General features: G+C 65.4%; 35 protein-coding genes. 4 read left to right on the top strand and 31 right to left on the bottom strand.

The window, feature by feature from the left end:
- Positions 1 to 8 precede the first annotated feature (8 nt).
- On the top strand, positions 9 to 1,478 hold the full coding sequence (locus BN60_RS05715) for an FAD-binding oxidoreductase (protein ID WP_020695041.1): 1,470 nt from the start codon (positions 9 to 11) through the stop codon (positions 1,476 to 1,478).
- Positions 1,475 to 2,905: an FAD-binding oxidoreductase gene (locus BN60_RS05710; protein WP_020695040.1), complete on the top strand. Its 1,431-nt coding sequence runs from the start codon at positions 1,475 to 1,477 to the stop codon at positions 2,903 to 2,905. The genes BN60_RS05715 and BN60_RS05710 overlap by 4 nt, the downstream gene beginning before the upstream one ends.
- Before the next feature lie 29 nt (positions 2,906 to 2,934).
- Here the strand turns inward: BN60_RS05710 and BN60_RS05705 are convergent, their stop codons facing one another.
- From BN60_RS05705 to BN60_RS05680, 6 genes are all read right to left on the bottom strand, one after another.
- Positions 2,935 to 3,228 carry a hypothetical protein gene (locus tag BN60_RS05705; RefSeq protein WP_020695039.1) on the bottom strand — a complete coding sequence of 98 codons (294 nt, stop codon included), beginning with the start codon at positions 3,226 to 3,228 and terminating at the stop codon, positions 2,935 to 2,937.
- On the bottom strand, positions 3,225 to 4,091 hold the full coding sequence (locus tag BN60_RS05700; protein ID WP_020695038.1) for an isocitrate lyase/PEP mutase family protein: 867 nt from the start codon (positions 4,089 to 4,091) through the stop codon (positions 3,225 to 3,227). Before BN60_RS05700 ends, BN60_RS05705 begins: the two co-directional genes overlap by 4 nt.
- A gap of 125 nt (positions 4,092 to 4,216) precedes the next feature.
- Entirely contained in the window at positions 4,217 to 4,723 is a 507-nt protein-coding gene (locus BN60_RS05695) for a glycine zipper domain-containing protein (RefSeq protein ID WP_177324766.1), read from the bottom strand.
- Positions 4,724 to 4,767: 44 nt separating this feature from the next.
- On the bottom strand, positions 4,768 to 6,654 hold the full coding sequence (locus BN60_RS28620) for a serine/threonine-protein kinase (RefSeq protein ID WP_020695036.1): 1,887 nt from the start codon (positions 6,652 to 6,654) through the stop codon (positions 4,768 to 4,770).
- Between the two features lie 15 nt (positions 6,655 to 6,669).
- Positions 6,670 to 7,551, bottom strand: a complete 882-nt coding sequence (locus BN60_RS28615) for an adenylate/guanylate cyclase domain-containing protein (protein ID WP_051150091.1) — start codon at positions 7,549 to 7,551, stop codon at positions 6,670 to 6,672.
- 173 nt (positions 7,552 to 7,724) lie between these two features.
- Positions 7,725 to 8,495 carry an enoyl-CoA hydratase/isomerase family protein gene (locus BN60_RS05680; RefSeq protein ID WP_043284889.1) on the bottom strand — a complete coding sequence of 257 codons (771 nt, stop codon included), beginning with the start codon at positions 8,493 to 8,495 and terminating at the stop codon, positions 7,725 to 7,727.
- Positions 8,496 to 8,568: 73 nt separating this feature from the next.
- Here BN60_RS05680 and BN60_RS05675 point away from each other — a divergent pair, with 73 nt between their 5' ends.
- Positions 8,569 to 10,359 (top strand): acyl-CoA dehydrogenase, encoded by a 1,791-nt coding sequence (locus BN60_RS05675; protein ID WP_020695033.1) that lies wholly within the window; start codon positions 8,569 to 8,571, stop codon positions 10,357 to 10,359.
- A gap of 11 nt (positions 10,360 to 10,370) precedes the next feature.
- A complete protein-coding gene (locus BN60_RS05670; RefSeq protein WP_051150232.1) occupies positions 10,371 to 11,630 on the top strand; it encodes a cytochrome P450 in 1,260 nt (419 codons plus the stop codon).
- Between the two features lie 40 nt (positions 11,631 to 11,670).
- On the opposite strand, the gene rplQ is transcribed toward BN60_RS05670, so the two are convergent.
- From rplQ to rplD, 25 genes are all read right to left on the bottom strand, one after another.
- Positions 11,671 to 12,093: a 50S ribosomal protein L17 gene (gene rplQ, locus BN60_RS05665; RefSeq protein ID WP_020695031.1), complete on the bottom strand. Its 423-nt coding sequence runs from the start codon at positions 12,091 to 12,093 to the stop codon at positions 11,671 to 11,673.
- A gap of 22 nt (positions 12,094 to 12,115) precedes the next feature.
- Positions 12,116 to 13,132: a DNA-directed RNA polymerase subunit alpha gene (locus BN60_RS05660; protein WP_020695030.1), complete on the bottom strand. Its 1,017-nt coding sequence runs from the start codon at positions 13,130 to 13,132 to the stop codon at positions 12,116 to 12,118.
- 107 nt (positions 13,133 to 13,239) lie between these two features.
- A complete protein-coding gene (rpsK, locus tag BN60_RS05655; protein ID WP_020695029.1) occupies positions 13,240 to 13,653 on the bottom strand; it encodes a 30S ribosomal protein S11 in 414 nt (137 codons plus the stop codon).
- A gap of 18 nt (positions 13,654 to 13,671) precedes the next feature.
- A complete protein-coding gene (gene rpsM / locus BN60_RS05650; RefSeq protein WP_043283654.1) occupies positions 13,672 to 14,049 on the bottom strand; it encodes a 30S ribosomal protein S13 in 378 nt (125 codons plus the stop codon).
- A 121-nt stretch (positions 14,050 to 14,170) separates the two neighbouring features.
- On the bottom strand, positions 14,171 to 14,821 hold the full coding sequence (locus tag BN60_RS05645; protein ID WP_020695027.1) for an adenylate kinase: 651 nt from the start codon (positions 14,819 to 14,821) through the stop codon (positions 14,171 to 14,173).
- Positions 14,818 to 16,164, bottom strand: coding sequence for a preprotein translocase subunit SecY (secY, locus tag BN60_RS05640; protein WP_020695026.1), 1,347 nt, complete (start codon positions 16,162 to 16,164; stop codon positions 14,818 to 14,820). The genes BN60_RS05645 and secY overlap by 4 nt, the downstream gene beginning before the upstream one ends.
- A 59-nt stretch (positions 16,165 to 16,223) precedes the next feature.
- The gene (gene rplO / locus BN60_RS05635) at positions 16,224 to 16,703 is read right to left on the bottom strand and encodes a 50S ribosomal protein L15 (RefSeq protein WP_020695025.1); all 480 of its coding nucleotides are present in this window, start codon (positions 16,701 to 16,703) and stop codon (positions 16,224 to 16,226) included.
- 31 nt (positions 16,704 to 16,734) lie between these two features.
- Positions 16,735 to 16,929, bottom strand: a complete 195-nt coding sequence (rpmD, locus tag BN60_RS05630; protein ID WP_020695024.1) for a 50S ribosomal protein L30 — start codon at positions 16,927 to 16,929, stop codon at positions 16,735 to 16,737.
- Between the two features lie 11 nt (positions 16,930 to 16,940).
- Entirely contained in the window at positions 16,941 to 17,531 is a 591-nt protein-coding gene (rpsE, locus tag BN60_RS05625; RefSeq protein ID WP_020695023.1) for a 30S ribosomal protein S5, read from the bottom strand.
- Between the two features lie 16 nt (positions 17,532 to 17,547).
- Positions 17,548 to 17,910: a 50S ribosomal protein L18 gene (gene rplR, locus BN60_RS05620; RefSeq protein WP_020695022.1), complete on the bottom strand. Its 363-nt coding sequence runs from the start codon at positions 17,908 to 17,910 to the stop codon at positions 17,548 to 17,550.
- Between the two features lie 14 nt (positions 17,911 to 17,924).
- Positions 17,925 to 18,458, bottom strand: coding sequence for a 50S ribosomal protein L6 (gene rplF, locus BN60_RS05615; protein ID WP_020695021.1), 534 nt, complete (start codon positions 18,456 to 18,458; stop codon positions 17,925 to 17,927).
- A gap of 2 nt (positions 18,459 to 18,460) precedes the next feature.
- Positions 18,461 to 18,859: a 30S ribosomal protein S8 gene (gene rpsH / locus BN60_RS05610; RefSeq protein WP_043283652.1), complete on the bottom strand. Its 399-nt coding sequence runs from the start codon at positions 18,857 to 18,859 to the stop codon at positions 18,461 to 18,463.
- Positions 18,860 to 18,875: 16 nt separating this feature from the next.
- Complete coding sequence (gene rpsN / locus BN60_RS05605) at positions 18,876 to 19,181, bottom strand: 30S ribosomal protein S14 (protein WP_020695019.1); 306 nt, start codon at positions 19,179 to 19,181, stop codon at positions 18,876 to 18,878.
- Positions 19,182 to 19,195: 14 nt separating this feature from the next.
- Positions 19,196 to 19,738, bottom strand: coding sequence for a 50S ribosomal protein L5 (gene rplE, locus BN60_RS05600; RefSeq protein WP_020695018.1), 543 nt, complete (start codon positions 19,736 to 19,738; stop codon positions 19,196 to 19,198).
- 11 nt (positions 19,739 to 19,749) lie between these two features.
- The gene (gene rplX, locus BN60_RS05595) at positions 19,750 to 20,073 is read right to left on the bottom strand and encodes a 50S ribosomal protein L24 (RefSeq protein ID WP_020695017.1); all 324 of its coding nucleotides are present in this window, start codon (positions 20,071 to 20,073) and stop codon (positions 19,750 to 19,752) included.
- A gap of 3 nt (positions 20,074 to 20,076) precedes the next feature.
- The gene (rplN, locus tag BN60_RS05590) at positions 20,077 to 20,445 is read right to left on the bottom strand and encodes a 50S ribosomal protein L14 (RefSeq protein WP_020695016.1); all 369 of its coding nucleotides are present in this window, start codon (positions 20,443 to 20,445) and stop codon (positions 20,077 to 20,079) included.
- A gap of 18 nt (positions 20,446 to 20,463) precedes the next feature.
- The gene (gene rpsQ, locus BN60_RS05585) at positions 20,464 to 20,712 is read right to left on the bottom strand and encodes a 30S ribosomal protein S17 (RefSeq protein ID WP_020695015.1); all 249 of its coding nucleotides are present in this window, start codon (positions 20,710 to 20,712) and stop codon (positions 20,464 to 20,466) included.
- A 10-nt stretch (positions 20,713 to 20,722) separates the two neighbouring features.
- Complete coding sequence (gene rpmC / locus BN60_RS05580; protein WP_020695014.1) at positions 20,723 to 20,914, bottom strand: 50S ribosomal protein L29; 192 nt, start codon at positions 20,912 to 20,914, stop codon at positions 20,723 to 20,725.
- Positions 20,915 to 20,931: 17 nt separating this feature from the next.
- On the bottom strand, positions 20,932 to 21,345 hold the full coding sequence (gene rplP / locus BN60_RS05575) for a 50S ribosomal protein L16 (protein WP_020695013.1): 414 nt from the start codon (positions 21,343 to 21,345) through the stop codon (positions 20,932 to 20,934).
- A gap of 6 nt (positions 21,346 to 21,351) precedes the next feature.
- Complete coding sequence (gene rpsC / locus BN60_RS05570; protein ID WP_020695012.1) at positions 21,352 to 22,071, bottom strand: 30S ribosomal protein S3; 720 nt, start codon at positions 22,069 to 22,071, stop codon at positions 21,352 to 21,354.
- Positions 22,071 to 22,457 carry a 50S ribosomal protein L22 gene (rplV, locus tag BN60_RS05565; protein ID WP_020695011.1) on the bottom strand — a complete coding sequence of 129 codons (387 nt, stop codon included), beginning with the start codon at positions 22,455 to 22,457 and terminating at the stop codon, positions 22,071 to 22,073. The genes rpsC and rplV overlap by 1 nt, the downstream gene beginning before the upstream one ends.
- A gap of 6 nt (positions 22,458 to 22,463) precedes the next feature.
- Positions 22,464 to 22,742 carry a 30S ribosomal protein S19 gene (gene rpsS, locus BN60_RS05560; protein ID WP_020695010.1) on the bottom strand — a complete coding sequence of 93 codons (279 nt, stop codon included), beginning with the start codon at positions 22,740 to 22,742 and terminating at the stop codon, positions 22,464 to 22,466.
- 10 nt (positions 22,743 to 22,752) lie between these two features.
- On the bottom strand, positions 22,753 to 23,583 hold the full coding sequence (gene rplB / locus BN60_RS05555) for a 50S ribosomal protein L2 (protein WP_020695009.1): 831 nt from the start codon (positions 23,581 to 23,583) through the stop codon (positions 22,753 to 22,755).
- A gap of 16 nt (positions 23,584 to 23,599) precedes the next feature.
- Positions 23,600 to 23,923 (bottom strand): 50S ribosomal protein L23, encoded by a 324-nt coding sequence (locus BN60_RS05550; protein ID WP_020695008.1) that lies wholly within the window; start codon positions 23,921 to 23,923, stop codon positions 23,600 to 23,602.
- Positions 23,920 to 24,540, bottom strand: coding sequence for a 50S ribosomal protein L4 (gene rplD / locus BN60_RS05545; RefSeq protein WP_020695007.1), 621 nt, complete (start codon positions 24,538 to 24,540; stop codon positions 23,920 to 23,922). The genes BN60_RS05550 and rplD overlap by 4 nt, the downstream gene beginning before the upstream one ends.
- Positions 24,541 to 24,567: the final 27 nt, after the last annotated feature.

Genomic DNA, 24,567 nt, shown 5'->3' with positions numbered 1-24,567 from the left:
AGGAAACGATGCCCGATACCGTCATCCCGCCCGTCATTCCGACCACGCCGGTCACGCCCGCCCTCCTGGAGGCGCTGCGCGCCATCGTCGGCGACAAGGGCCTCATTCAGGACGAACCGGGCAAGCAGCCCTTCGTCACCGACTGGCGCGGCTCAATCGTGGGCAATGCAGCCGTCGTGGTGCGCCCGGCGACCGTCGAGGAAGTCTCCAAGGTCGTGAAGCTCTGCTACGACAACGGCATCGCCATCGTGCCCCAGGCCGGCAACACCGGCCTGATGGGCGGCGCCACGCCCTACCCGTCCCACACCGGCATCGTTCTGTCGGTCGGCCGCATGAACAAGGTCCTGAACGTCGACCCGGTCGGCTATTCAATGACCGTCGAAGCCGGCTGCATCCTGCAAACCCTGCAGGAGACGGCAGCCAGCCACGACCGTTTCCTGCCGCTCAGCCTGGGCGCCCAGGGCTCGTGCATGATCGGCGGCAATCTCTCGACCAACGCCGGCGGCGTGCAGGTGCTGCGCTACGGCAATGCGCGCAATCTGGTGATGGGCCTCGAAGTCGTGCTGCCGAACGGCGACATCTGGAACGGGCTGCGGGCGCTGAAGAAGGACAATACCGGCTACGACCTCAAGCACCTGTTCATGGGCGCCGAAGGCACGCTGGGAATCATCACCAAGGCCGTGCTGAAGCTGTGGCCTGCCCCCAAGGACGTGGCCACTGCCTGGCTCGCCATCCGCGATCCGCAGGCCGCCATTGAAATCCTCTCTGAAGCGCATGCCGCTTCGGAGGACAATGTCGGCTCCTGTGAGCTGATGAGCCGCGCCTGCACCGACATGGTGCTGCGGCACATCCCGGGCACCCAGGACCCGCTCAAGGCCGATACGCCGTGGTTCCTGCTACTCGAATGGTCCTCGTCGCGGCCTAAGGCCGATGGCGCCGAGGGCATGTCGGAGAAGATGGAGCAGTTCCTCGCCGACCAGATGGAAGCCGGCCGCGTCCTCGATGCCGTGATTGCACAGAACGAGGCGCAGTCGCGCAACATGTGGGTGATCCGCGAGTCCGTGGCGCCGGCCTCGCGCGCCGAAGGGCCGGGCCTCAGTTACGACATCTCGGTTTCGATCTCCAAGATCCCCGACTTCATCGAGAAGGGCATCAAGGCGGCCTGCGACGTCCTGCCGTCGATCCGCCCCTATCCGCTCGGCCATATCGGCGACGGCAACCTGCACTTCTCCTTCATGGGCCCGGTGGGCATGGACCGTCAGACGCTGCACCAGTATTCGCCGGCCATCACGCGCGGCGTGAACGATCTGGTGCGCGACATGGCAGGCTCGATCTCGGCCGAACACGGCATCGGCATCGAGAAGATCGACGAGCTGGCGCACTACCGCTCCAAGATCGAGCTCGACACGATGCGCTCCATCAAGCGCGCGCTCGATCCGAAGAACATCATGAACCCTGGCAAGATCCTGCGACTGTGACCGACCTCATTGAACGCCTGCGGGCCATCGTCGGCGACAAGGGCCTCATCCTCGACGAGGAAGGCAAGCACCCCTACCTCACCGACTGGCGCGAGACCTATCTCGGCAAGGCGCTGGCCATCGTGCGGCCGGCCACCACCGAAGAGGTGGCGGCCGTCGTGAAGCTCTGCGCGGCCGAGAAGGTCGCGATCGTGCCCCAGGGCGGCAATACCGGCATGATGGGCGGCGGCACGCCGCACGAGGACGGCCACGAGATCGTGCTGTCGCTCAACCGCATGAACCGCATCCTCGACATCGACACGATCGGCTACACGATGACCGTCGAGGCCGGCGTCATCCTGAAGACCATCCAGGAGACCGCCGCACAGAACGACCGCCTCTTTCCCCTGAGCCTCGGTGCCGAGGGAAGCTGCACCATCGGCGGCAACCTCTCGACCAATGCCGGAGGCGTGCAGGTGCTGCACTACGGCAACGCGCGTCAGCTCGTGCTGGGGATCGAAGTCGTGACGCCTCAGGGCGAGGTATGGGATGGTCTGCGGGCCCTAAAGAAGGACAATACCGGCTACGATCTGCGCGACCTCTATCTCGGCGCCGAGGGCACTTTGGGCATCATCACCAGGGCGGTGCTGAGGCTCTGGCCCAAGCCAAAGGATGTCGCGACGGCCTGGATCGCCGTCCCCTCGCCGGAGGCTGCCGTCGAACTGCTAAGCGGCGCGCATGCCGCCTCCGAGGACAACGTCACTTCCTGCGAGTTGATGGCGCGCCAGGGCATCGACTTCGTGCTCGATCACATCCCCGGTTCCACCGATCCCCTGCAGGAGAAGTACGACTGGTACGTTCTTCTCGAATGGTCGTCGACGCGCGCCCGCCGGCCCGGCACCAACGAGACCGGGCTTGCCGAGAAGATGGAAACCTATCTCGGCGAAGCGATGGAAAAGGGCCTCGTGCTCGACGCCGCCCTCGCCCAGAACGAGGCGCAGGCGCGGGCCTTCTGGGCGATCCGCGAGAACCATTCGGAAGGCCAGAAGCGCGAAGGCCCGTCGATCAAGCACGACATCTCGGTGTCGGTGAGCCGCATCGCCGGCTTCATGGCCGAAGGTCTTGCCGCCATGAAGAAGGCCCTGCCCGACTGCCGGCCCGTGGTCTTCGGCCATGTCGGTGACGGCAACCTGCACTTCAACTGCCAGTCGCCGCCGGGCTGGGACAAGGCGCAGTTCATGGCCTACCACCATGCCATCAGCGGCCCCGTCTACGACCTCGTGGTGAGCCACGGCGGCTCGATCTCGGCCGAGCATGGTATCGGCCGCCTCAAGGTCGAGGACCTCGCCCACTACCGCAGCAAGGTCGAACTGGACACGATGCGCACCATCAAGCGCGCGCTGGATCCGCAGAACCTCATGAACCCGGGGAAGATCCTCCAAGTCTGAAAGCTGCGCGGCTCCGCGACGCTCTAATTCTAGTTCCGGGGTGTCCGGTCGTTGCTGCGATCGACGATTTCGTACTGCACGTCGATCACCTTGCGGTCCTGCCGCGCCGGCGGTTCGGGCGGCGGTGGCCGGCGAAACAGGTTCAGGATCCAGGCCTTGGCCTTGAAGCCCAGCAGCGCGATCAGCACGACCGCGGCGACGCCGGCGATCACGGCGAAGCCCAGCACCGCCAGTATGACAAAGCCGATCAGCGCAAGGATCGCCTGCAGCCAGACGCGGGCCGGCAGGCGCGACAGCATTTCCAGAAACTGCTTGCCGTTCATGTCGCCCAGCGCTTCTCGAAATCCCAGACTTCGGCGAAGCCCATCAGCTCGTGCATGTCGCGATACTGCGGGACTTCGACGCCGTTGCTGGTGCCGCGATCCTTGAGATGCGTCCAGGCGAGCCGCATCGCCTCGGCGGCGACGCTGAATCCCAGGCCGGGATAGATCGCGAGGTCGAACCCCCACTTCTTCAGCCGGTCGACTTCGACCCGCGGCGTCTTGCCGAACTCGACCATGTTGGCCAGCAGCGGCTTGGAGACTTCGCGGCCGATCCGCTCAAGTTCCGCCTCGGACTCCGGCGACTCGACGAAGATCACGTCGGCACCCGCCTCGTCGTAAAGCCGCGCCCGGCGCAGCGCTTCGTCGAGACCGTGCGCAGTGCGCGCATCGGTGCGCGCCACGATCAGCGTCTCCTCGTGGCGGCGCGAATCGGCGGCGACCTTGATCTTGAGCGCCATCTCCTCGGCCGGCACGACCCGCCGGCCCGGCGTGTGCCCGCACTTCTTGGGCATCTCCTGATCCTCGATCTGGATTGCGGCAACGCCCGCCGCTTCATAACCGCGGATCGTGCGCTGCACGTTCAACAGCCCGCCGTATCCGGTGTCGGCATCGGCGATCAGCGGCGTCTCGACCACGGAGCAGATCATCTCGGCGCGGCCGACCATGTCCGAATAGGTCGCGAGCCCGGCATCGGGCAGGCCCAGCATCGAGGCCGTAGCGCCATAGCCGGTCATGTAGAGCGCGGGAAAGCCCATGCGATCCGCGACGCGCGCCGAAATGCCGTCGTAGATGCCCGGCGCCAGGATGAACTCGCCCTGCGCCAGAAGCTGCCTGAGCTTCGCTGCCTTCTGATTGCCTGCCATGCCCTACTCCTTACCCGGAAACATGTCGGAGTTGTGTCGCCGTTGCCAGCATCGAGACGTCGATACCTGAAATGGAAACGGCCGGCGATCAGGGACCGCCGGCCGTTTCTTTCGACTGTGGTGGATCAGACCGAGACGGGCTTCAGCTCCTGCGAGCCCGCCGACTTGCAGAAGGTCGTGGTCTCGGTCGTGGTCTGGCCGTTCTTGGTGGCCGTCAGCTCGATCGGGCGGCAGGTGCTGCCGTCGGCGCGCGTGCTGGCCGGCGCGACCGGCTTGGCCGCCACAATGGTCGGTGGAGCCGAGGTCGACGAAGAGGACGAGGTCTTGGTCGGCTCGACCGTATAGGACGTCGGCACGTTGGTTTCGGCGACGAAGGCGTTCTGGGTCGCCTCCGCGAGGCGACGGCGCTCCTGGTCGTCCAGAGCCTTGCCGACGAGGTTGCCGGCCAGAGCGCCAACCAGCGCACCGCCGACGACGCCGCCAACCGAACCGAAGGCGAGGCCGCCAACCACGCCACCCAGCGCCGCACCCATGAAGGTGCCGGTCGCCTGGTTCGACGGCCGACCCTGGTCGTCGGACATGCAACCAGTGGCAATACCCAAGGCGGCAATCATGCCGACAACGCGAACCACGATTCTCCTGAACGAGTGTGCTGCTGTATCGGCAGTCAAGGCAGTCATCTGGTACATCTCCGTTTGTACTCTGGAACGTTTACTCTACCCCAAAGGTACAGTTTCCGGCCACGGGCATCATCTTCGGCCTCTGAATAAGACCGCGGGGCATCGCACGACGCCAGCAGCAGGCCCGTCTTGATCAAGGTGAGCGCGAGGTCGTCGCGGTCGGAGTCCGGCGCGTCGGCCAGCGGCTCCTTGGCGGTGCGCTTGGTGATGAGGCAGCGGTAGAGCGGCGTTCCGTCGGTCAGGCGGTCGGTCTGGCGGCACCGCACATTGCGCGCCTGCTCCGCCAGCGCATTCACCGCCAGCTTGTGCAAATCGGGATCGTCGACCGAATCCGCGCCCTGCAGCCTGATGTCGCCCGGCCGGTCCTTGATGACAATCAGGTTCAGCGTCTTGCCGAAATGATCGAAGTTGCCGGCGGCGAATTCGGCGGCCTTGCGTGCCTCTTCGGCGGCCTTCCGGCGGGCGGCTTCCTCGGCTTCGGCCTTCTGCCGCGCCTCGTCTTCGGCCCGCTTCTTCTCGGCGAAGGCTGCTTCGGCGCGGCGCAGAGCGTCCTCTTCCATCTTGCGCTGTGCCTCGGCCTTGTCCTTGGCCTCCTGCTCGGCCCTGGCCTTGGCTTCCTGCTGTGCCTTCTCGGCGCGGAGTTTTTCTGCCTCCGCCTGTGCCTTGTTCGCGTCTGCCTGTGCCTTGCGCTTGGCCTCTTCGGCGGCCTCGGCTGCAGCCTTCGCCCTCACTGTCTCCGGATCGGGACCACGCGTCGCCATGGCGTAGTAGCCACCGCCCCCCAGGGCCAGAACCAGTACCGCCGCAAGCGCTACCCACAGGCCGGTCTTCTTTTTCGGTTCTTCCGACACCCTATCGGGCGAGGGTTCCGCGACCGTCGGCGCGCCGAGCACAGAAACGCGCGCAGCAGGCGCAACCGTATCCTTGCCCATGACGACTGTGGCGCCTGCCTCGGGGGCGGACGTCATGCCGAGAACGGGCCGCCAGCCTGCAATCGACTGCGGCCGGTCGCGCGCTGCCACTGCCAGGCCGGCATCGACGCCGGCCAGAAGCCCCGGCGAAAAGCCCACTGGCGCGAACTTGGTCAGAGGCTCGTACGAGTCGTCCAGCATGCGATCGAAGGCGTTGGGCGGCGCCTTGCCCATGATCGCGTGGTAGATCGTGGCGGCAAGGCCATAGATGTCCGACCAGGGGCCCTGCTTGGCCGAGGTCATCTGCTCGGCCGCCGCATAGCCCGGCGTGAAGATGGCCGTCATCGCCGCCGTGCGGCCAACCATCGCCGCGCGCGACGCACCGAAATCGATCAGCGTCGGGTTGCCGGCAGCATCGAGCAGGATGTTGGCCGGCTTGATATCGCGGTGCAGGAAGCCGGCGCTGTGTACCTGCTCCAGCCCATCGAGCAGCGGCCACAGGATGCGGTCGACCTCTTCCGGCGTGAGCTTGCCGTTCTTCTTGATGCGATCCTCGAGCGTTTCACCGCTCAGGAGCTCCATGACGATATAGGCCGTGCCGTTGGCTTCGAGGAAGTCGAAGACCTGCACGATGGCCGGCACACGGTGCAGACTGGCAAGCGTGCGCCCCTCGGTGACGAAGCGATCGCGACCCCATCCGAAATCGTCGGCCATCCGGGTGGAGCGCGGCAAGACCGTCTCCCCGTCCTGACGCACGGCGAGCGCCGACGGCAGATATTCCTTGATCGCGACCTCGCGGTCGAGCTGGACATCCCGGGCGCGATAGGTGATGCCGAAGCCACCTTGTCCCAGCACCGCCAGAATTTCGTAGCGTCCGATCGTCTGACCGGGCTTCAGCGCGACGTAGTCGACATCCTGCGGCTGGTCAGCCGGACTGCTGCCGATCTGCGTATCTGAGCTGTCATCGGTCATGGCGCCGGGCTCCAGCTAGATGTGCTGGATGAGCAGCTCGACATCGCCGAGCCGTAACTTGGAGCCGGCCTGCAAGGCCATTGGAGCGCCCGCCTTGAGCACCACACCGTTCACCGCAGTGCCATTGGTCGAGCCGAGATCCTCGACCTGCAGCGCCTCGCCTGCGAGCGAAAGTTTGGCGTGCCGGCGCGAGACAGTGGGATGCGGCACGACGAGTTCGCACTGATCGGCGCCACGGCCGATGAACAGGCCCTGCGGCTGACCGACCAGCTTGTCCAGCGCCACTTCGAAGAGATGCTTGCGGCCCGCGGAGTCGGGCCCCTCGAAGCGCAGCGTGATCTGCGGGACCATGCGCGTCGTCGTCCCCGGCGCCTGGCGTGCCGGGCGGACGTGGAACACCTGTACGGAGCGGCTCACGTTCTTGAGCTGGTGCTCGCCTCCGTCATGGAAGGCGTATTCGACACGCAGCTCCACCAGGTCGCGCACAGCACGCGACACCGCAATACCGCCCGGCTCTGCGATCGCCTGAATACGGGCAGCGAGATTGACGCCATCGCCGAAGATGTTCTGGTCTTCGTCGTCGATGATGACTTCACCGAGATGCACGCCGATACGGAACAGCATGCGCTGGTCTTCGTTCAACGCCTCGTTGAAACGCGCCATGCGCTCCTGGATGTCGATGGCGGCGCCGACGGCGGAGACGGCCGAGCCGAACTCCGCGAGCATGGCATCTCCTGCCGTGCCGACGAGGCGGCCGCGACCGACGTCGATCGCCGGACGCCAGACCTCGATCTGGGCTGACTTGAGGTGGCGGAAAGTACGGGTCTCTGCGCCTTCCATCATCCGGGTGAACCCGGCGAGGTCGGCGTGGACGATAGCGGCTAAGCGGCGTTGCATGATCTGTTTAGTAGAGCGGCCTTATCTCGGTATCACGGCCGTTAGCAACATACTTCAGTCGCCTGGGATAAACATGGCCGATCGTAAGAAAGAAAAAAGCCGGATGCCTCCAAAACGACAAATTGCCGAGCCGGTGCACCCTCAATCAAGGGATGTTCACATGGATCCGCGGGTCAACGGCCCTTGAAGGCGGGAGCCCTGCGCTCACTGAGGGCGGCCAGCCCTTCACGCAGATCTTCCGACGTGGCGCAGACTTTTGCGCTCTGCCGGATTGACGGGACGTCGGGCGAAGCCTGGGCAAACTGCTCGATGGCACGCTTCATGCCGGCCATTGAGAGCGGCGCCAGATTGGCGAGCCGGACGGCCTTTTCGTCCACCTTGGACTTGAACTCGGCGCGCTCGACCAGCCAGTCGAGGTAGCCCACGGCCAGAAGCTCGGCGTCGTGGAAATCCTCCGACAGCAGGAAGGCGCGCTTGGCAAAGCTCGGGCTCACCTTCTGGGTGTAGCGGCGCAGTCCGCTCGGATAGTAGTGCAGGCCAAAGCGCGCGGCCGGCATGAAAAAGCGCATTCCCTTGACGCCCAGCCGGAAGTCGCAGGCCAGCGCCAGGTCGGTAGCACCGCCATAGACACCGCCGTTCAGCGCGCAGAGCGTCGGCATACGCATGGCCTCGATCCGGTCCATGACCTTCTCGAAACTGTCGTCGCTGCCTTCGTCGCGGCGCTCTCCGGCTGGGATAGAGCCCAGGTCGTAGCCGGAGCAGAAGGTCTTGTCGCCGGCGCCGGTGATCACCGTGACGCGGACGTTCGGATCGGCGTCGGCCTTTTCGACAGCCTCCCGCAGGAGTCGCAGCCCGGCCGGGTCGAGACGATTGTGCTTGGCTGGGTCGTTGAGGGTGATAGTCGCGCGAGGGCCATCGATGGCAAGCAAAACTGATGCGGTCATGTTGGCTTCAAAATAGCCGAGCCGGTCGCCAAAAGCGACCAATCGCGGCATATTGCGGCCCGGAGGAGTACACATGACTTATACAGCCCCCCTGGCCGACATGCGTTTCGCGCTGCGCGAGGTGGCCGGTCTTTCCGGCGTCTCGGCCTTGCCGGGCTATGAGCATGCGACCGACGACACGATCGACGCCGTGCTCGAGGAAGCCGCCAAGCTCGCCGGCAACGGCCTGGCGCCGCTCAACCGCGACGGCGACAAGGTGGGTGCCAAGCTGGAGAACGGCGTGGTCCGCACCGCTCCCGGTTTTGCCGGCATCTACAAGGAATTCGTCGAAGGCGGCTGGAACTCCCTGCCCTTCGATCCGGCCTTCGGAGGCCAAGGCATGCCCTGGCTGCTCGCCACGACGGTGCAGGAGATGTGGCAGGCGGCGAACATGGGCTTCGGTCTCGTGCTGCTGCTGAACCAGGGCGCAATCGACGCCATCCATCATCACGGCTCGGAGCAGCAAAAGGCCACCTATCTGCCCAAGATGATCTCGGGCGAATGGACCGGCACGATGAACCTCACGGAGCCACAGGCGGGTTCCGATCTCGGCCAGCTCAAGAGCCGTGCCGTGAAGAGCGGCGATCATTATCTCGTGACCGGCCAGAAGATCTTCATCACCTACGGCGAGCACGACATGGCCGAGAATATCGTGCACCTCGTCCTGGCTCGCACACCGGATGCACCGGCGGGCGTGCGCGGCATCTCGCTGTTCATCGTGCCGAAGTTCCTCGTCGATGCCGATGGCAAGCCCGGGAAGCGCAACGATTTGCGCTGCGTGTCGCTGGAACACAAGCTCGGCATCCATGGCAGCCCGACCTGCGTGATGTCCTTTGGCGACGATGGCGGCGCGGTGGGCTATCTGGTCGGCGAGGAAGGCCGCGGCCTCTCCTATATGTTCACCATGATGAACAACGCCCGGCTCTCGGTCGGCGTCCAGGGGCTGGCGATCGCCGAGCGGGCCTACCAGCAGGCCGCCGCCTTTGCCCGCACCCGCGTCCAGTCCAAGGACGATGGCAGCCCCCAGCCGCAGCCGGTTTCCATCGTCCATCATCCCGACGTGCGGCGCATGCTGATGTCCATGCGGGCCCAGATCGAGGCCATGCGGGCACTGGGTTACTACACTGCCGCCGGCATCGACGGCGCCCTGAAGCACCCGGACAAGGAGACCGCGCGCAGGACGCAGGACCGCGTCGACCTCCTGATCCCGATCGTGAAGGCCTGGTTCACGGACCTCGGCAACGAGATCGCCTCGACCGGCGTGCAGATCCACGGCGGCATGGGCTTCATCGAGGAGACCGGCGCCGCCCAGCACCTGCGCGACGCCCGCATCCTGCCGATTTACGAGGGCACAAACGGCATCCAGGCACGCGACCTGGTCGGCCGCAAGGTCGCCAAGGACGGCGGCGAGACCATGCTGGGCCTGGTGGCGGAGATGCGTGCCGTGGTGCAGGAAATGAAGTCGGCGCCCGGAGACGATCTGGCGGCCATTGCGAGCGGCGTAGCCGCCGCTGCGGAGGCGCTGGAGGACGCCACCAAATGGGTGGCCCAGTCGGTCAAGGCCGAGCTGGTGAATGCCCTGGCGGGCTCCGTCCCCTTCCTGCGGCTGGCCGGTACGGCGCTGGGTGGCTGGCTGCTGGCCAAGAGCGCCCTCGTCGCCCAGGCCAAGCTTGCGGCCCGCGATGGCGATCCGGCCTTCCTCGAAGCCAAGCTGGTCACGGCGCGCTTCTATGCCGAAGTCCTGCTGCCGCCGGCGCTGGCCCAGTTGGGACCGCTCAAGGCCGCGGGCCGCACGGTCTTTGCGCTCACGGAGGAGCAGTTCTGACTGCGGGCCTGATCGAACTCCCTCCGGACGAGGCCCGGGCGTTCGCCGAACGCTTCGACCTCGCCGCCCTCGACCGCGCCTTCCTCGACGATCCGTTCCCCCGCTATCACGCGCTGCGCCGCTTCGCGCCCGTGAAGCGGCTGCCGGACGGCAGCGTGTTCCTATCGCGCTACGCCGACGTCGCGGTTTGCTATCGCGACGCCCGCATGAGCTCCGACAAGAAGGCGGAGTTCGGCCCCAAGTTCGGTGTCGGCACCCCGCTCTACCGCCATCACACGACCAGCCTGGTCTTCAACGATCCGCCGCTGCACACCCGTGTGCGCAAACTCCTCGCGGCAGCCTTCACACCGCGTGCATTGGCTGCCTTGCAGCCGCGGATCGAAGCCATCGTCGACGGGCTGATCGCCCGGCATGCCGACGATGGACACATGGACCTGGTCGAGGATTTCGCCTTCCAGCTCCCCGTCGAAGTTATCTGCGATATGCTGGGCGTGCCGGCCGGCGAGCGCTCGCCGTTCCGACGCTATTCGCTCGCCATCCTGGGGGCCCTGGAGCCCGTCGCGGGACCGGAGCGGCAGGCGGCCGGCAATGCCGCCGTCGTGGAGTTTTCAGCCTATCTGGACGAGCTCGTGGCAGCGCGGCGCAAGCGGCCGGCCGACGACCACGATGTGCTCGGGACCTTGATCCATGGCGAGATCGACGGCGAGCGGCTGAGCCACGAAGAGCTGGTGCAGAACTGCATCTTCCTGCTGAACGCCGGCCACGAGACGACGACCAACCTGATCGGCAACACGATAGACGCGCTGCTGCGCTTTCCCGACGAACTTCGGCGCCTCAAGGAAAACCCCGGGCTGCTGAAGAGCTGCATCGAGGAAGGGTTGCGCTTCGAGAGTTCCAACCAGCTCGGCAATCGCCGCCTGACGGCCGACCTCGAGATCGGTGGCGAGCGGCTCGCCGCGGGAACCTATCTCCATATCGGCATTGGTGCGGCCAACCGCGATCCGGCACAGTTTCCCGAACCGGATCGCTTCGACGCCGGCCGCGAACCCAACCGGCACTTCGCCTTCGGGTCGGGGGTTCATATGTGCCTCGGCGCCGTACTGGCCCGCCTGGAGGGCACGATTGCCGTTGGCCGCCTGATCGACAGTCTGGACGGGCTGGCGCGCGACGGCACGCCGGAACGCGGCGGTCGTGCCCGCTTCCGCGGCTTCAATCGCTACCCGGTCGCTTGGGCAAGGAAGAACAGCGACAAAAGAAAAACGCCCGGCTGAACCGCCGGGCGTTTTCTATTCGGTCGAGGCAGGAAACGGCTTACGCCGCGGCCTGCTGCTCGGCGTTCTCGGCCGACGGGCCGCTGTCCTGACCCTTGGCGTCGGCGTTGCGCTCGACGAACTCGATCACGGCCATCGGCGCGGCATCGCCGAAGCGGTAGCCCGCCTTCAGCACGCGCAGGTAGCCGCCGGCGCGCTTGGAGTAGCGCGGACCGAGGGTCGAGAAGAGCTTGTCCGCGACGTAGGGGTCGCGCAGGAAGCCGATCGCCTGACGGCGCGCGTGCAGGCCGCCCTTCTTGCCGAGCGTGACCAGCTTCTCGACGATCGGACGCAGGTCCTTCGCCTTGTGCAGCGTGGTCGTGATCTGCTCGTGCTTGATGAGAGCACCGGCGAGATTGGAGAACATCGCCTTGCGATGCTCTGCCGTGCGGTGGAATTTCCGGCCGCGATTTCCGTGACGCATGTCCTAGTTTCCTTCTGTCGGCCTAGTACGGCTCTTCCAGCCGCTTGGCCATCTCTTCGATGTTGTCCGGCGGCCAGCCCGGGATTTCCATGCCCAGGTGGAGGCCCATGCCGGCCAGCACTTCCTTGATCTCGTTCAGCGACTTGCGGCCGAAGTTCGGCGTACGCAGCATCTCCGCTTCGGTCTTCTGCACGAGATCGCCGATGTAGATGATGTTGTCGTTCTTCAGGCAGTTGGCCGAGCGAACCGAGAGTTCGAGTTCGTCGACCTTGCGCAGCAGGTTGCGGTTGAACGGGAAGTCGTCCTGCTGCTCTTCCTTGCGGACTTCGCGCGGCTCCTCGAAGTTGATGAAGAGCTGGAGCTGGTCCTGGAGGATGCGCGCAGCCAGCGCCACGGCGTCGTCCGGACGGGTCGTGCCATTGGTCTCGACCGTCATCGACAGACGATCGTAGTCGGTGACCTGACCGACGCGGCTGTTCTCGATCTTGTAGGAAACGCGCTTGACCGGGCTGAACACCGAGTCAATCGGGATCAGGCCGATCGGCGCGTCTTCCGGACGGTTCGCCGAGGCCGGGATGTAACCCTTGCCGGTGGCGACCATCAGTTCCATCGAGATCGACGCGCCGTCGTCGAGCGTGCAGATCAGGTGCTTGGGATCCATGATCTGGACGTCGCCCGGAAGTTCGATCATGCCGGCGGTCACTTCGCCCGGGCCGACGGCACGGAGGTAGAGACGCTGCGCACGATCGCCCTGCATTTTGACGGCCATCGCCTTGATGTTCAGGACGATGTCGACCACATCCTCACGGACGCCCGGGATGGAAGAGAACTCGTGCAGCACGTTGTCGATCTTGATCGACGTGACGGCGGCACCCTGAAGTGAAGACAAGAGAACGCGGCGCAGAGCGTTGCCGAGCGTGAGACCGAAGCCACGCTCGAGCGGTTCCGCGACGATGGTCGCGGTACGACCAGGATCAACGCCGGCTTCGGTGACAAGCTTTTCCGGCTTGATCAGGTCCTGCCAGTTCTTCTGAAGCACGGGGGCTACCTCTCTAGACCGGGTGGTTTCAGCGACTCCCTCGGGAATCGCGACACATTCCTCACGAGCGGGCGGCGCCGAAAGCGCCGCCTCCACTCAAATCGAACTCAAACGCGACGACGCTTCGGCGGGCGGCAGCCATTGTGGGGGATCGGCGTCACATCGCGAATCGCGGTGACGGCGAGACCCACGGCCTGCAGCGCACGCAGCGCCGACTCGCGCCCCGAACCGGGACCACGCACTTCGATCTCCAGCGTGCGCATGCCGTGTTCCATCGCCTTGCGGCCGGCATTCTCGGCGGCCATCTGGGCAGCGAACGGCGTCGACTTGCGCGAGCCCTTGAAGCCCTGCTGGCCCGACGACGACCAGGAGATCGTGTTGCCCTGCGCGTCGGTGATCGTGACGATCGTGTTGTTGAACGAGGCGTTCACGTGCGCGACGCCCGCGATGATGTTCTTGCGTTCCTTGCGGCGAGGACGCGCGCCGGCGGTGGCGCCCGAAGAGGCTGCAGCCTTGGCCATGATCCGGTTCCCCTCGACTTACTTCGTGACTTTCTTCTTGCCGGCAATCGGCTTGGCCGGCCCCTTGCGGGTGCGCGCATTGGTATGCGTGCGCTGGCCATGGACCGGCAGACCGCGGCGATGCCGCAGGCCGCGATAGCAGGCGAGGTCCATCAATCGCTTGATGTTCATCGCCACTTCGCGACGCAGGTCGCCCTCGACCGTGTAGTCGCGGTCGATAGTCTCGCGGATGCGGATGACCTCGTCGTCGCTCAGCGTGTTTACCCGCCGCGACTGCTCGATCCCGACTTTTCCACAGATCTCCTTGGCCTTCGCCAGACCGATCCCGTGGATGTACTGGAGCCCGATCACCACGCGCTTGGCGGTCGGAATGTTCACACCGGCTATACGAGCCAAAGTTCTAACTCCTTCAAAGACTTATGGCGCGCTCGCGCGCGCCCGTCACATGTTCCGCTGGCCCCGGAAAAGCGCGCGATTATATGTACCTGCGCTCCCGAGTCAACGGAACTCCCTCTTGTCAAGTCCCCACCAAAACCCCTGAAATCTGGCGGTAAACTTCGTCCATCTGAGCCATCCCGTCGACCTTCCGCAGCACCCCGCGAGCGCTGTAGTACGGCAGCAGGGGCTCCGTCTGGGCCCTGTAGGCGACCATACGTGTCTTCATGGTCTCTGCATTATCGTCCTTGCGACGGCTGAATTCCGTCGAGCCACAGACGTCGCAGACCCCATCGACCTTGGGCCGCTTGAACTTGTCGTGGTACCCCGCGCCGCACTTGGCGCAGGAGAACCGGCCGACGATGCGCTCGGTCAGCGCCTTCTCGTCGACTTCCATTTCGACCACCCGGTCGAGCTTCTTGCCCGTCTTGTCGAGCATCTTGTCCAGCGCCCTGGCCTGGGCCTCGGTCCGCGGGAAGCCATCCAGAATAAAGCCGTTGGCGCAGTCCGGCTGGGCAATGCGATTCTCGATCAGGCCGACGATCAGCTCGTCCGGCACCAGCTCGCCCCGCTCCATCAGGCCCTTGGCCTTCTGTCCGAGCTCGCTGCCCGACGCCACGGCCGCCCGCAACATGTCGCCCGTCGAGAGCTGAACCATGCCGCGATCCTGCTGCAGCCGCTGGGCCTGGGTGCCCTTGCCGGCCCCTGGCGGTCCCAGAAGGATGATGTTCATCGTCCCTTGCCCCGTAGACGGGCCTTCTTGATGAGGCCCTCGTATTGATGCGCCAGCAGATGCGCCTGGATCTGCGTGACCGTATCGAGCGTCACCGAGACCACGATCAGGAGGCTGGTGCCGCCGAAGTAGAACGGCACGCCGCCGCGGGCGATCAGCAGCTCGGGGAGGATACACACCGCCGAGAGATAGAGCGCGCCGATCACGGTCAGGCGGTTGAGGATGTACTCGAGATATTCAGCAGTGTTCTTGCCAGGACGGATGCCGGGCACGAAGCCGCCGTTCTTCTTGAGGTTGTCGGCCGTGTCGTTCGGGTTGAAGACGACGGTCGTATAGAAGAAGCAGAAGAAGACGATCAGGGCGATATAGGCCAGCAGATAGAGCGGCTGGCCGTGGCCCAGATAGGTCGACATCCACTGCATCCAGCCCGGCTCAGCAGTATTGCCCTGGAACGAGGCAATGGTCGCGGGGAAGAGCAGCAGCGACGACGCGAAGATCGGCGGGATGACGCCGGCCGTGTTGATCTTGAGCGGCAGGTGCGAGGCCTCGCCGCCATACATGCGGTTGCCGACCTGGCGTTTGGGATACTGCACGACGATGCGCCGCTGGGCCGTCTCGACGAACACCACGACCGCCACGACCAGCACGACGCCCACGATCAGGGCGATGATGAACAGCGCCGACAGGGCGCCCGTGCGGCCGAGTTCGAGGGTCTGGATCATGGCGTCGGGCAAGGCCGCGACAATGCCGGCAAAGATGATGAGCGACACGCCGTTGCCGACGCCGCGCGCGGTGATCTGCTCGCCCAGCCACATCAGGAAGAGCGTGCCGCCGACCAGGGTTACGGTCGTGACGAAACGGAAGAAGATGCCTGGATCGACCACCACAGGCCCGGCCGAGGCCACCTGGCTCTCCAGTCCGATCGCGATGCTGTAGGCCTGGAAGGCCGCCAGAATCACCGTGCCGTAGCGGGTGTACTGGTTGATCTTCTTGCGGCCGGCCTCGCCTTCCTTCTTCAGCGCTTCGAGCGACGGCACGACCGTCGTCAGGATCTGCATGATGATGGAAGCCGAGATGTACGGCATGATGCTGAGGGCCAGCACCGACATGCGGCCGATCGAGCCGCCGGAAAAGACGTCCAGAAGGCCTGCAATGCCGCCCGCGTTCTGACGGAAGATCTCCGCCAGCGCATGCGGGTCGACACCGGGAACCGGAACGTAGGCGCCGATACGGAACACGACGAGCGCGGCCACGGTGAACCACAGACGCTTCTTGAGCTCGGTCGCCTTACCGATAGCGCCCCAGTTCAGATTGGATGCAAGTTGCTCGGCGGCGGATGCCATGGAACCTCACGCGTGAACGACACAAAGGGGGCACGACGCCCCCATTGACGCCGTCCGGTTCAGGCCGCCTCGGCCACGGGCTTGGGCGGGAGTTCGACCTTGCCGCCGGCCTTCTCGACCGCGGCGATCGCCGACGCCGAGGCGCCCGCGACCTTCACTTCGATCTTGGTCTTGATCTCGCCCTTGCCAAGCAGGCGCACGCCATCTGCGGCATTCTTAAACAGACCGGCGGCCTGCATGGCGGCAGCGTCGATCACCTGGCCGGCGTCGAGCTTCTTGTCGTCGATCGCCTTCTGCAGCGTGCCGAGGTTCACCACCTGGAAGATCTTCTGGTGCGGCGGACGGAAGCCGCGCTTCGGGATCCGGCGATAGAGCGGCATCTGGCCGCCCTCGAAGCCCTTGATGGCAACGCCGGTACGCGACTTCTGGCCCTTGACGCCACGGCCCGCCGTCTTGCCCTTGCCCGAGCCGATGCCGCGGCCGACGCGCATGCGCGCCTTGCGGGCGCCCGGATTGTCGGAGATCTGGTTCAGTCTCATCGTTCTCTACCTCCGCGCCAAAGCCTGCTGCTCAGCGCGTTTCCTCGTCGATGCGCACCAGGTGCTGCACCTTGTTGATCATCCCGCGCACCTCGGGCGTATCCACGAGTTCGCGGCTGCGATGGCGCTTGTTCAGGCCCAGGCCGATCAGCGTCGCGCGCTGGTCCTCGGTACGGCCAATGTGGCTGCCCGTCTGGGTGATCTTGATCTTCTTGCCTTCGGCCATTGTCCGGCTCCTTAAGCGGCCGCTTCGGCGACGGCATCCTCGCGACGGCCGAGCAGGTCACCGACCTTCTTGCCACGGCGGGTCGCCACCATGCGCGGCGAGTTGAGCTGCTCAAGCGCCTTGAAGGTCGCCTTGATCATGTTGTGCGGGTTGGACGTGCCGACCGACTTGGCGACAATGTCCTTGATGCCCAGCGTCTCGAAGATGGCGCGCATCGGGCCACCTGCGATGATGCCGGTACCGGCCGGGGCGGCGCGCAGCGTTACCTTGCCGGCGCCGAAGCGGCCGCGCACGTCGTGATGCAGCGTGCGACCGTCACGCAGCGGTACGCGGATCAGCCCGCGTTTCGCGGCTTCGGTGGCCTTGCGGATCGCCTCGGGAACCTCGCGTGCCTTGCCGGCGCCGTGGCCGACGCGGCCGCGCTGGTCGCCGACGACAACGATCGCCGCGAAGGCGAAGCGCCGACCACCCTTCACCACCTTCGCGACGCGATTGATGGTGACCAGCTTGTCGGTCAGTTCGTTTTCCTCGTCGCGATCGCGATCGCGGCCCCTCTCGCGCTCGCGCGGGGGACGGCCGGAACCACCGGGTGAACGAGCCATGTGCACTAACTCCCGATCAGAACGACAGGCCGCCCTCGCGGGCGGCATTGGCCAGCGCTTCCACGCGGCCGTGATAGATGTAGCCGCCGCGGTCGAAGACCACTTCCTTGACGCCGGCCGCGATGGCGCGCTGAGCGATCAGCTTGCCCACTTCGGCGGCCGCACCCTTGTCGGCGCCGGTCTTGATCTTGCCCTTGACGTCCTTGTCGAGGGACGAGGCGGCAGCCAGGGTCAGGCCCTTCCGGTCGTCGATGACCTGGGCATAGATGTGCTTGCCCGAGCGGAACACGCTGAGGCGCGGGCGACCACCGCCAGCCTGGCGCAGCGCGTAGCGCGTGCGCCGCTGACGGCGGGCGAAAAGAGCGTTGCGATCGGACATGATGGATCTCGCCTTTACTTCTTCTTGCCTTCTTTGCGCCGGATCGTCTCGGTCGAGTACTTGATACCCTTGCCCTTATAGGGCTCCGGCGGACGCAGGCCGCGGATCTCGGCCGCAATCTGCCCGACGCGCTGACGGTCGGCGCCGCTGATTTCGATCTCGGTCGGCTTCACCGCCTTGATCTGGATGCCGGCCGGAATGGGAATCTCGACATCGTGGCTGAAGCCGAGCTGCATCTTCAGCATCTTGGCATCGGCCTGAGCGCGATAGCCGACGCCGTTGATCTCGAGGTTGATGGTGAAGCCGTCCGACACGCCGCGGACGACGTTGCTCACCATGTTGCGCGCCGTACCCCACTGCATGCGGGCGCGGCGGGTCTCGGTACGCGGCTTGAAGACGAGAGCATCGCCTTCACGGGCGATCGACACGTCGTCGTGCACCGTGAACTGCAGCTCGCCCCGCTTGCCCTTGGCCTTGAGGTGCTGGCCCTTGAGGTCGATGGTGACCCCGGCCGGAATCGGAACCGGATGTTTGCCGACGCGCGACATGGTTAGAACACCTTGCAGATAACTTCGCCGCCGACATTGGCAGCGCGCGCCTCGGCGTCGGACATGACGCCGCGCGGCGTGGAGAGGATCGAGATACCGAGCCCGTTGAAGTGGCGCGGCAGCTCACGGATCTTCGAGTAGACGCGGCGGCCCGGGGTGGAGACGCGCTTGATCTCCTTGATGACCGGACGGCCGTTGTCATACTTCAGCTCGACGCGAAGCTCCTTCACGCCAGGCCGCAGTTCTTCTTCGAACCAACCGCGGATATAGCCTTCGCGCTGGAGCACATCGAGCACACTCGACCGCAGACGCGAGGCCGGAACGGTCACGCTGTCGAGACGTGCCGACTGGCCGTTGCGGATGCGGGTCAGCAAATCGCCGACGGGATCTGTCATTGCCATAGTTCTACGGCCCCCGTTACCAGCTCGACTTCACGACGCCGGGCAGAGCGCCCAGCGAGGCGAGCTGACGCAGCGCAAGGCGCGACAGCTTGAACTTGCGATACACGGCCCGCGGACGGCCCGTGAGTTCGCACCGATTGCGAATGCGCGTCGGCGAGGAGTTGCGCGGCAGCTTGGCGAGCTTGAGACGCGCCCCGAACCGCTCCTCCGGCGTCAGCTTGTCGTCGACAGCCATCGCCTTGAGCATGGCGCGCTTGGCAGCGTACTGCTTCGCCATCTTGGCGCGCCGGTTGTTCTTCTCGACTGAACTTGTCTTGGCCATATTCTTCTCCGGCCTCAGTTCACGAAGGGGAAGTCGAAACCGCGGAGAAGCGCCTTGGCTTCCGCGTCCGTCTTCGCCGTCGTGCAGATGATGATGTCCATGCCACGGACCATGTCGACCTTGTCGTACTCGATCTCCGGGAACACAATCTGCTCCTTGAGACCCATCGCGAAGTTGCCACGACCGTCGAACGACTTGCCGTTTAGCCCGCGGAAGTCGCGGACGCGCGGCAGGGCGATGTTCACGAGGCGGTCGACGAACTCGTACATGCGGTCGCGACGCAGCGTGACCTTGGCGCCGATCGCCATGCCTTCGCGCAGCTTGAAGGTCGCGATCGAAATGCGCGACTTGGTGACGACCGGCTTCTGGCCGGTGATCGCCGCCAGGTCGGCCACGGCGCCGTCGACGGCCTTGCGGTCGTTGACCGCCTCGCCGACGCCCATGTTAATCACGATCTTGTCGAGCTTCGGCACTTCGAAGGCGTTCTTGTAAGCGAACTCCTTCGTGAGGGCCTCACGGATCGTCTCTTTGTAGCGTTCTTGCAGTCGCGCGGGCATTGACCCGTCTCCTACCGGTCTATGGTCTCGCCGGAGGCGCGCGCAAAGCGCACCTTACGGCCGTCTTCCAGGAACTTGAAACCGACCTTGGTCGGCTTGTCGGACTTCGGATCGAGCAGGGCCACGTTCGACACGTGGATCGCGGCTTCGCGCTCGATGATGCCGCCGGACTCGGCCCGGCTCGGCTTGGTGTGGCGCTTGATGACGTTCACGCCCGACACCACGACGCGGTTTTCCTCGGGCAGTACGCGCAGGACGTCGCCCACCTTGCCCTTGCTGCGGCCAGTGATGACCTTGACGCGGTCACCCTTCCGGATCTTGAGCTTGTTGGCCATGGCTTAGAGCACCTCCGGCGCAAGCGAGATGATCTTCATGAACTTCTTGGCGCGCAGCTCGCGGGTCACCGGCCCGAAGATACGGGTGCCGATCGGCTCGTCCTGCTTGCTGATCAGGACCGCGGCGTTGCGATCGAAGCGGATGGCGCTGCCGTCGATACGACGCAGCGGGAACGACGTCCGCACGACGACGGCGCGATGGACTTCGCCCTTCTTCACGCGGCCGCGCGGAATGGCTTCCTTGATCGACACGACGATGATGTCGCCGACACTGGCGTACTTGCGGCGAGAGCCGCCCAGCACCTTGATGCACTGGACTCGACGGGCACCCGAATTGTCGGCGACCTCGAGGTTGGTTCGCATCTGAATCATGACTTCTGCTCCGACCGCTTAAGCCTTCGCGCCTTCGACAAGAACTTCCCAGCTCTTGGTCTTGGACAGCGGGCGGCACTCGCGGATACGCACGATCTCGCCGATCTTGCCCTTGAAGGCATTGGCTTCGTCGTGCGCGTGATACTTCTTCGACCTACGGATGAACTTCTTGTAGATCGGGTGCTGAACGCGCCGTTCGACCTTGACGACGATGGTCTTGTCCATCTTGTCGCTGACGACGACACCTTCGAGAATTCGCTTCGGCATTTACGACTCCTTAACCCGCGGCCTTCTCGCCCTGCACCGTCTTGATGCGAGCGATGTCGCGGCGCACCTGGCGCGCGCGGGCTGTCTTCTGAAGCTGGCCCCCGGCCTTCTGGAAGCGCAGGTTGAACGCTTCCTTGCGCAGGTTCCCGAGCTCGGCCTTGAGCTCATCCTTGGTCTTGGGGCGCAGATCGCTGGCTTTCATGTCAGTCTCCCTCGTCCCTAGGCGCCGACGCGCGCAACGAAGCGCGTCTTGATCGGCAGCTTGGCGGCAGCGAGTGCCAGAGCCTCGCGGGCCACCGTCACCGGCACGCCGTCGAGCTCGAACAGAACGCGGCCCGGCTTGACGCGCGCCGCCCAGAATTCCGGCGCGCCCTTGCCGGAGCCCATGCGGACTTCGGCCGGCTTCTTCGACACCGGAACGTCGGGGAACACGCGGATCCACACACGGCCGGCACGCTTCATGTGACGCGTGATGGCACGGCGGGCCGCCTCGATCTGGCGCGCGGTCAGGCGATCCGGCTCCATCGCCTTCAGCCCGTAGGCGCCGAAGTCGAGGTTGAAGCCGCCCTTGGCCACGCCGTGAATGCGGCCCTTGAACGCCTTGCGGTACTTGGTGCGCTTGGGTTGCAGCATGATGACTTACGCGTCCCTCTGCTCGGTGCGCTCGACGCGCGCCGGCGTGCGTTGCGGCGCAGCTTCCTCGGCGCGCTTGTCGTGCGCCATCGGGTCGTGCGCCATGATCTCGCCCTTGAACACCCACACCTTCACGCCGCAGGTGCCGAAGGTGGTGAAGGCCGTGGCGGTCCCGTAATCGATGTCGGCGCGCAGCGTGTGCAGCGGCACGCGACCTTCGCGGTACCATTCCATGCGGGCGATTTCCGAACCGCCGAGGCGGCCCGAGCAGTTGATGCGGATGCCCTGGGCGCCCAGGCGCATCGCCGACTGCACGGCGCGCTTCATGGCGCGGCGGAAGGCGACGCGGCGCTCGAGCTGCTGCGCGATGTTCTCGGCGATCAGCGTGGCGTCGATCTCGGGCTTGCGGATCTCGACGATGTTCAGGGCCACTTCGCCCTTGGTCATCTTGGCGAGGTCGCCACGCAGCTTCTCGATGTCGGCGCCCTTCTTGCCGATCACCACGCCCGGACGGGCCGTGTGGATCGTGACGCGCGCGCGCTTAGCCGGACGCTCGATGACGATCTTCGCGACACCCGCCTGGGCAAGCCGCTCGCGCAGCACCTTGCGGATGTGGATGTCCTCATGGAGCATCTTCGAATAGTCGCCGCCTTCGGCGTACCAGCGGGAATCCCACGTCCGGTTGATGCCGAGCCGCAGGCCGATCGGGTTGACCTTCTGACCCATTACTTGTCCTCCGCCTCGGCGCGCTCGCGCACCACGATGGTGAGATGAGCGAAAGGCTTGACGATACCGGCCGCGCGGCCGCGGCCACGCGTCTGGAAGCGCTTCATGACCAGCCCCTTGCCAACCGACGCCTCGGCAACGACCAGACGGTCGACGTCGAGGTTGTGGTTGTTCTCGGCATTGGCGATGGCCGAATTCAGGGCCTTCTTCACGTCGCGGGCGATCCGCTTCTTGGAGAAGGTGAGTTCGTTGACCGCGGTTGCGGCCTTCTTGCCGCGGATCGTGGCGGCGACGAGGTCGAGCTTGCGCGGGCTGATGCGCACGGCGCGCAGCACGGCCTTGGCCTCGTTGTCCGCCTCGCGGCGGGGAGCGGATGGCTTGCTCATCGCGCGTTACTCCTTCGACACCTTCTTGTCACCGGCATGGCCGGTGAAGGTGCGGGTCGGCGAGAATTCGCCGAGCTTGTGACCGACCATTTCCTCGGTGACGTTCACCGGGATGAACTTCTTGCCGTTGTAGACGCCGAACGTCAGACCGACGAACTGCGGCAGGATCGTCGAACGCCGCGACCAGGTCTTGATGACCTCGCTGCGGATGTTGCCGCGCGACTTCTCGGCCTTCTTGATCAGGCTGCCTTCTACGAAGGGACCCTTCCAAACGGAACGTGCCACTGTCTATCTCCTAGCGCGTCGCATGCCGGCGGCGGATGATGTACTTGTCCGTCGCCTTGTTCTTGCGCGTCTTCTTGCCCTTGGTCGGCTTGCCCCACGGCGTGACCGGATGACGGCCGCCCGAGGTACGGCCTTCGCCGCCGCCGTGCGGATGGTCGACCGGGTTCATGGCGACGCCACGGACGACCGGACGGATACCCAGCCAACGGGCACGGCCGGCCTTGCCGATCACGATGTTCTGGTTGTCGGGGTTCGACACGGCGCCGACGGTGGCCAGGCATTCGCCCGGCACCAGACGCAGCTCGCCCGAGTTCAGCTTGATCTGGGCATAGCCCGCATCCTTGCCGACGAGCTGGGCGTAGGTGCCGGCGGAACGCGCCAGCTGGCCGCCACGGCCCCTCTTCAGCTCGACGTTATGCACGATCGTGCCGACCGGCATGTTACCGAGCGGCATGGCGTTGCCCGGCTTGATGTCGACGCGCTCGCCCGACACGACCTCGTCGCCCGCCTTCAGGCGCTGCGGCGCCAGGATGTAGGAGAGCTCGCCGTCAGTGTACTTGATCAGCGCGATGAAGGCCGACCGATTGGGGTCGTACTCGAGGCGCTCGACCGTCGCGGCGACGCCGAACTTGCGGCGCTTGAAGTCGACCAGACGCAGACGGCGCTTGTGACCGCCGCCCATGTGGTTGCTGGTGATGCGGCCATGGTTGTTGCGTCCGCCGGTGTTGCTCTTACCGCGCGTCAGCTCCTTGACCGGCTTGCCCTTCCACAGGCCCGTACGGTCGACGATGACCAGCTGTCGCAGCGACGGCGTGATCGGCTTATATGTCTTCAAAGCCATTGCTGTTTCCCCCGTCCTACAGGCCCGTGGTCACGTCGATCTTGTGACCATCGACCAGCGAGACGATCGCCTTCTTCCAGTCGCTCCGCACGCCCGGACGGCCGCGGAAAACTTTCGTCTTGCCCTTCACCGTCACGGTGTTGATCGCCTTGACCTTGACCTTGAACAGACCTTCGACGGCCTGCTTGATCTCGGGCTTGGTGGCGTCCATCGAAACACGGAACGTCACCTGGCTGTGCTCGGAACCGTTGGTGGTCTTTTCCGTGATCAGCGGCGCGCGGATGACTTCGTACATCCGTGCGCGCGAGACGGTCTCGGCCGGATAGCGCTTGGCGCTCATTGCAGACGCTCCTCGAGATGCTTCACAGCGTCCTTCGTCAGCACCAGCGTGTCGCGACGCAGGATGTCGTAGACGTTCGCACCCTGCTGCGGCAGCACATCGACATGGGCGATGTTGGCCGCCGCGCGGGCGAAGTTGGTGTCGACCTCGGCGCCGGCGATGACCAGGACGCTCGAAATGCCGAGCTTGCCGAAATGGCCCTTGAGCTTGGCCGTCTTGGGCTCCGGCAGGGTAGCCGCATCGACCACGATCAGCTTGCCTTCGGCGGCCTTGGCCGACAGCGCGGTACGCAGCGCGAGCTGGCGGACCTTCTTCGGCAGGTCGCTGGCATGGCTGCGCACGACCGGACCGAACGCCTTGCCGCCACCACGGAACTGCGGAGCAGCTTCGTTGCCGTGACGGGCGCGGCCGGTGCCCTTCTGGGCATACATCTTCTTGGCCGTCGCCGTGATCTCGGAGCGGCCCTTGGTCTTGTGCGTGCCCTGCTGGCGGCGCGACAGCTGCCACACCACGCAACGCTGCAGGATGTCCTTGCGGACGGGGACGGCGAACACGGCGTCGGCGAGATCGAGCTCACCGGCGCTGCCGCCTTCAATGGTCTTAACGGAGATCTTCATGATCCTACCTTGCCCTACCCTTCGCCG

Source organism: Reyranella massiliensis 521 (assembly GCF_000312425.1).
GTDB classification, from domain to species: Bacteria; Pseudomonadota; Alphaproteobacteria; order Reyranellales; family Reyranellaceae; genus Reyranella; species Reyranella massiliensis.
Note: the sequence above shows the minus strand (reverse complement) of the source record. Positions and strands in the feature narration are given on the sequence as shown.